Below are 6283 nucleotides of genomic sequence, written 5' to 3' on the forward strand. Positions count from 1 at the left end.
TTCTTCCTTTTGGTTTATGTCTTTTTACAGGCTGAGGCGCTCCTTAAACTTCGCGGCCTGCCTGCGGGAAATCTCAATTTTTTGCCCGTCTTTTAGACTTACCATCAGGCCTCCATTAAACCAAGGCTCGATATTGTCGATCCACTTTAAGTTGATAATATACTTACGGCTGGCCCGGAAAAATAATTTGTCGTCCAAACGCTCATCCAAAGCATTCAAAGAACGGTGTATAAGCGGACGGTTATTTTCAAAATACACTTTTACATAATTGCCGTCCGATTCAAATAAACTAATGTCCAACAGTTTTACAAACCAACACTTGTCCCCGTCTTTGACAAACACCTGGTCGGTTTCCGACAACTTTTCAGTAGAGAAATTTTGGGTAGGTGCTGCTTCTTTGGATTCCACTTTTTTTCTGACTTTTTTGATGGCTTCTTCCAAGCGCCTGGGTTCAATAGGCTTTAGGAGATAGTCTAAAGCATTGATCTCAAAAGCCTTTAAGGCAAAGTCATCGTAGGCTGTGGTAAATACCACATTGGGGGCTGATGGCAGCATTTCCAGCAAGTCAAAGCCCGTTTTTTCTGGCATTTGGATGTCGAGAAAAAGTAAATCCGGTTGATGTTTTATGATTTTTTCATAGGCTTCATCTACATTCCCAGCTTCTTCCACTACTTCGATATCATCATATTTTTTGAGTAGTGATTTAAGTTCCAGCCTTGCCAGACGTTCATCATCGATTACTATTGCACGTAGAATATTCATTGTAACTCCCATTATCTTAGGTTGAATTTGATTAAAAAAACCTGCTAAAAGAGATGTACCTTTTGGTTGACAGGCTGTATAAATCAAATGTAATGCAGTATAAAAGTAGGAGTTATTACGAGTAATTCAAAAAACTAGAGGAGCCACAAGAGGGAAAAATACAAGAGAACAAAAGTAAATCTTACAAGTTGATTAATTTCGCTTTCAAATAAGAGGAGGAAAGTTCAGATTTCATAGAAGAAATAGTTAATTTTCCGGCTTAATAAAAGTATTTTTTAATCTATATTTAGTTTTATTTGATCAAGTTAACTGAGAATGGATCTCCATTTGCAAGATACATACATATTTGATACTCAGTTAAGCAGCTGAACTGATTTTTTGATGATCCTATGGAAAAATATGCTTGTAAGCTTAACCCTACCTATATAGTAATTTGTTTAATAGTTTTTACTTGTTCTTGTTCCCGGAAGAGTATTATTTTTCAAACGGACCAGTCAATTAATCTTGAGGCTTTTGAGAAAACGTATTTGGATGCAAGTCGCAATTACTTGATAGAAGAAGATGATTATTTGGCAATATCCGTATATACCAATAAAGGAGAGGCTTTGATTGATCCTAATAAGGAGTTCGAAACAGGGAAACTGGGCTTGAGTACAGATGGGAATCAACAAAATCAACGGAGTCAGTCCGTGAATGACGTCAACTCGATGTATACTCAGCCGCTTTTCCGGAATGGCATGCCGCCACAGTCACATTTGGTGGATGGGCAAGGGATGGTGAACTTGCCCATGGTCGGAAAGTTGAAATTAGCGGGGCTTACTCTCAAACAAGCCGAAGAATTGTTGACAGAAGCTTATGAACAACACTACGAACAACCTTATGTGGTGATGCAGTATCTCAACAAACGGGTGACTGTAATGGGAGCGTTGGGTGATCAGGTTATTCCATTGCGGAATGAAGGAATGAATTTGCTGGAAATTCTGGCCCTGGCCGGTGACTTTCAGGAGTTAGCCAAAGCCAGTAATATTCGTGTGCTTCGGGGAGATTTGAAAAATCCAAGTGTACAAGTAGTAGACTTGTCAAGCATTGAATCTGTAAAGTTGGCTAGCTTGACAGTCCTCCCGGGAGATGTGATATATGTAGAACCCCGTAGAAAAGTGGACATTGCTCCTTTGAAGGACTTTGCTTTTGTCGTCTCTTTGATTACAAGTGTGGCAGCCCTCTTTATACTAATTAATAAATAAATGACGGAGTACTTGAACCCTCAATTGAAAATACAAGCTAAAAAAGAGGTCAACTTACTCAGTGAGTTTGACCTGGAGAGGCTATTGTATGTACTTCGTAAAAGCCTGCCTTTCATTTTCTTAATTATCTTATTTTCCGGTTTAGGTACCTTTTTGTTTCTTCGTTGGAGTAAACCGGTATACCAGGCAGAATCTCGGATCAAGTTGGAGTTTAAGAGCTCTTCTGACTTATTGCAATTGGAAGTGGGCATGTTTCAGGAAGGGATTGATGCGATTAACCTGGCCGGGGAAATGCAATTACTCAAGTCTAACTCCATTTATGATGGGGTGATTGACTCCCTAAACCTGTATGTTAGTTATTTTGTACAGGGAGATCTGTTAAGTGATGAACGCTTTCAAAGCACTCCTTTCACCGTAGAGTACCGTTATGCGAATCCGGATATGCAGGATCGCAATATTCTTGTGAAAATCATTAATGAAGATCAATTTCGCCTTAGCCTGGATTCGGAAAATCCCGAAGAAGCCCCAGTATATACCTTTAGTGAATTGATTGAGAGGCCAGGGTTAAAAGTGAGAATCTTGAAAAATGGCTCCTTGCAAGAAAAAGACTTAAATGAAAACTTTTACTTTGTCATCAACAGTAAGGCAAATTTATATAAGTATTTCGATCAAAACCTGGAAGTAGCTATTGACAACAGAGGTGCGAATACCCTGCGGATTTCTTTTCAGGATCACAACAGGACAAAGGCAATTGACATTGTTCGCGCATTGAACCAAAACTATTTGGTGAAAACCATTGATAATAAAAACCGGGTATACGAGCAGTCGCTGAATTATTTGAATGCACAATTGCAGATTACCCGCGATACCTTAGACCGGTTTGAGAAAGCTTTGGAAAGGTACTCCCGGATGAACAAAATCACGATAAAAGAGGACGTGAGTCAGGTGATGGAGCGTATACGGGAGTATGAAGATGCAAAGTTGGAGTTGCGGATGGATTTGGAGAATTATGAAAAAATAGAGCAGTTGATCAAATCAGACTCCAACACCGTTTACTTAACTGCCATTGCCTCCCTCATTGGCAATACAAAACTCAACGAGTTATTGGACCAACTCTATAAGGCAGAACAAGATTTTTTCCGTTTGAAGGGGGCATATAAAGAGTCAACATTTGCCTTTCAACAAAGGAAAAAGGCGATCAATAATTCCAAACTGGAGCTCTATGAAATCATTCGCTTACAAAAGAATTTTATCAATAAACAAATAGACGAAATCCGAGGGGAAATAGGGCGTTTACAGGCTTCTTTGTATCAAAATGATCAGGAAGATAACGATTTTAAGAAACTCACCAAGAGTTATGAAATTTACGAAGAAATCTCCAATATTATTTCAACAAAATTGATTGAAATTGGGATGGCTAAAGCAGGTACGGTACCTAATTTCCAAGTGTTGGACGAGGCCAATGCCTCTAGTGTTCCTATCTATCCGGTGCCCGTTATCATTTATGCCATAGGAGTGGTGGTCGCCATGTTTATGTCTGTCGGATTAGTGCTGTTACGGTATTTTATGCAAAATAAAATTACCCGGGTGAAGGAGTTGGAGAAATTGATTGAAGCGCCTATTTTGGGGGTGGTACCTTCCTACCGAAAGCCAATGGAGTATTCCCAATTAGTAGTAGGGCTTAACCCAAAGTCGTCCATGAGTGAGTCGTTCCGTTCATTGCGTACCAACTTGGATTTCTTTTCAACCAAACATAAACAGCGTTTGATCTCGGTGACTTCGACTGTGAGTGGGGAAGGAAAAACCTTTGTAACCCTCAATCTGGCCGGTGTAATAGCCATGTCTGAAATGAAAGTAATTGTGGTGGACCTTGACTTGCGAAAACCAAAAGTGCATTTGGCTTTTAATCATTCGAATGTGGAGGGGGTGTCATCGGTGATCATTGGCAAATCCACTTTAGACAAGTGTATCCAAAAGGCTTCCATTCCTTCTTTATATTATCTGACTGCCGGGCCTTTACCGCCCAATCCTTCGGAACTGATTATGTCATCGAGGTTTGAGGATATGGTAACCGAGCTAAAAGAGCAGTTTGATGTGATCATATTCGATACACCTCCCGTAGGAATTGTGACAGACGGATTTATCATTATGAATAAAGTGGATTTACCGCTTTACGTAGTTCGGGCCGAATATTCGAAGCAAACATATGCAAATAGTATAAATGACCTTTATCATTCCAAAAATATCCGGCACCTGTCAGTGATCCTCAACGATGTAAGTCTTAATTCTCAATACGGCCAATATGCCTACGGGTATGAAGGAGCAAATGGCTATTATGAGGACCCCCCGGAGATGACCAGTTTATGGCAACGCATAAGGAAGAAAGTAATACAGTGAGGGATTTACCATTTTGTTTGGTAATTTGGAACAGGCTATTACTCAAGAAAGTCTTACTTTAAGATTGAAAATTCAGCTTCTACAAGTAGGCATCCACAGGAGGTTCATCAAGGAAAAGAGCAGTTTGAAAAGTGGAAAAGAAAATGTGGAACTGTTATTTGAAAATGCAATAATTTATGTTTGGAATATTTAGTAAAAAGAAAAAAAAGCAAACGATCGATCCTGAAGCAATACAACCTTTAACGGTCGATATACACTCTCATTTGCTTCCGGGCTTGGATGATGGTGCTGCTACGATGGACGAAACCCTGACGATGATCCGGGAATTTGTGCGCTTAGGGTATCGGAAATTGGTTACCACTCCTCATGTAATGGGGGATTTTTATACCAATACCAAAGAGGATATCCTGAGTAAATTGGCCGAGGTAAAAACCCGCCTGAAAGAAGAACAGATTGATATTGAATTGGAAGCAGCTGCGGAGTACTATTTGGACGAGAGCCTGATTGAAAAATTACAAAAGGAAGAACCACTTTTAACTTTTGGGGATAAATACTTGTTGTTCGAAACTTCGTATATGAATGCCAGTTCTTTTCTGAAAGAAGCGGTATTTATGATGCAAACTCAAGGATACAAACCGGTGATGGCTCATCCGGAGCGTTATGTATATTTGTTTAATGCTTACGAAGAATTGACAGAATTAAGTAAGATGAATGTCTTGCTACAAATCAATGCCAATTCACTTTTCGGGTATTACTCCAAAGCTTCTCAAAAGCAGGCCGAACGGCTGATTGATGACGGCTTAGTCGCTTTTGTAGGATCGGATTGTCACAAAATCAAACACTTAAATACACTTGCCGAAGGACGGGACGAGTATTACTTCCGCAAAGTATTAACCCAATCCGTCTTGAATAATACTTTGTGAGCCTCTGTCTACCCAAAAAGGGTAGAGCACATATTCAACAAACAGACACATTAACAGATAATGAAATATTTAATCACAGGAGCCACTGGGGTAGTCGGGGGGCATATCGCCCGGGCATTGGTGCAAGCGGGAAAACAAGTAAAAGCCTTAAAAAGAAAGAACAGTGATACCAGCCAGATGCAAGACATCACTTCAAAAATCGAATGGGTAGAAGGGGATATTTTGGACGTGTTTTCCTTGGAAGATGCCCTGAAAGACATTGATTATGTGATTCATGCTGCTGCTGTGGTGTCATTTTCCGGAAAGCAAGTACAACAAATGTTTAAAATAAATGTAGAAGGTACTGCCAATCTGGTCAATGCTTGTTTACAAGCAAAAGTGAAAAAGCTCTGCCATATTAGTTCTGTAGCCGCGATCGGAAGAAATAAACAAGAGGAAATGATTAACGAGACGACCAAATGGGTCAACTCGGAAAATAACTCAAAATACGGAATCAGTAAATATCAGGCCGAACAAGAGGTGTGGAGAGGGATGGCTGAGGGGCTGGATGTATTGGTCGTCAATCCTTCTATCGTATTAGCTACCGGGGATTGGAACCGAAGTAGTTTGCAGATTCTCAAGTATGTGAAAGAGGGGAAAAAATATTACCCCTCAGGCTCTCTTAATTATGTGGATGTGCGTGATATTGCAGAAGTAGTGGTGAAGTTATTAGACTCGGAAGTCAGCAACGAACGCTTTATTCTTAACGCTCAAAGTATTAAATACCGGGATATTTTCCGCCAAATAGCCCAAAAACTAAACGTCCCGGCTCCTACCACCGAAGTTAAACGATGGCAAGGGTTGGTCTTGTGCCGTCTTGCCGCCCTCATGGCTTTCTTTTCCGGAAAAGCTCCCTTGATCACTAAAGAAACGGTCAACTCCTCCACAAGTAATTTTGTTTATGATAGTAGTAAGGTG

At 40.2% G+C, this 6283-nt stretch carries 5 protein-coding genes; 4 read left to right on the forward strand and 1 reads right to left on the reverse strand.

What is annotated here, in order from left to right; translation table 11 throughout:
- Positions 1 to 24 precede the first annotated feature (24 nt).
- Entirely contained in the window at positions 25 to 762 is a 738-nt protein-coding gene (locus tag AAG747_RS00650) for a LytR/AlgR family response regulator transcription factor (RefSeq protein ID WP_346819181.1), read from the reverse strand.
- Between the two features lie 527 nt (positions 763 to 1289).
- Here AAG747_RS00650 and AAG747_RS00655 point away from each other — a divergent pair.
- The 4 genes from AAG747_RS00655 to AAG747_RS00670 form a co-directional block, all read left to right on the forward strand.
- Positions 1290 to 2006: a polysaccharide biosynthesis/export family protein gene (locus AAG747_RS00655; RefSeq protein ID WP_346819182.1), complete on the forward strand. Its 717-nt coding sequence runs from the start codon at positions 1290 to 1292 to the stop codon at positions 2004 to 2006.
- Positions 2007 to 4403, forward strand: coding sequence for a GumC family protein (locus tag AAG747_RS00660; RefSeq protein WP_346819183.1), 2397 nt, complete (start codon positions 2007 to 2009; stop codon positions 4401 to 4403).
- Positions 4404 to 4579: 176 nt separating this feature from the next.
- Positions 4580 to 5326, forward strand: coding sequence for a tyrosine-protein phosphatase (locus tag AAG747_RS00665; RefSeq protein ID WP_346819184.1), 747 nt, complete (start codon positions 4580 to 4582; stop codon positions 5324 to 5326).
- Between the two features lie 60 nt (positions 5327 to 5386).
- The coding region (locus tag AAG747_RS00670; RefSeq protein ID WP_346819185.1) for an SDR family NAD(P)-dependent oxidoreductase at positions 5387 to 6283 on the forward strand (897 nt) is incomplete at its 3' end.

Source organism: Rapidithrix thailandica (genome assembly GCF_039710355.1).
Taxonomy (GTDB): Bacteria; Bacteroidota; Bacteroidia; order Cytophagales; family Flammeovirgaceae; genus Rapidithrix; species Rapidithrix thailandica.